Here is a 302-nt window from a genome sequence, read left to right on the forward strand (position 1 = left end):
GGTTCATCGCGGCTTTCCGGGGAAAGCCGCTTTTATCTTTAAGAAGAAGTAATCGGTATCTCGATAGCCATACCCCATCCGCTTGATTAACTTTATCTTGTTATTTATTCCTTCAAGCGTACATGTATTCAGTGGGTAGCTTGCTGAAGCGGTAATTCCATGGAGGTATGGATGAAGCTTTCGGGCAAACTCTTTTAGTGGCTTAATTCCACTCTCATTCACTTGCTCCCACCATACCTGCCATAGGTTTTTAGCCTGAAGTTCAGAGCTGCAGCGCCACAGTTCCTTTAATTGCGCCCCCA

General features: G+C 45.7%; 1 protein-coding gene. It reads right to left on the reverse strand.

Annotation, left to right across the window (positions count from 1 at the left end; genetic code table 11):
* Nucleotides 1-3 precede the first annotated feature (3 nt).
* Nucleotides 4-302, reverse strand: a 299-nt coding sequence (locus NY07_RS18840; RefSeq protein ID WP_033540891.1) for a transposase, incomplete at its 5' end; no start/stop codon positions are given.

Origin of the sequence: Shewanella sp. ECSMB14101 (genome assembly GCF_000773485.1) — a bacterium.
Classification (GTDB): domain Bacteria; phylum Pseudomonadota; class Gammaproteobacteria; order Enterobacterales; family Shewanellaceae; genus Shewanella; species Shewanella marisflavi.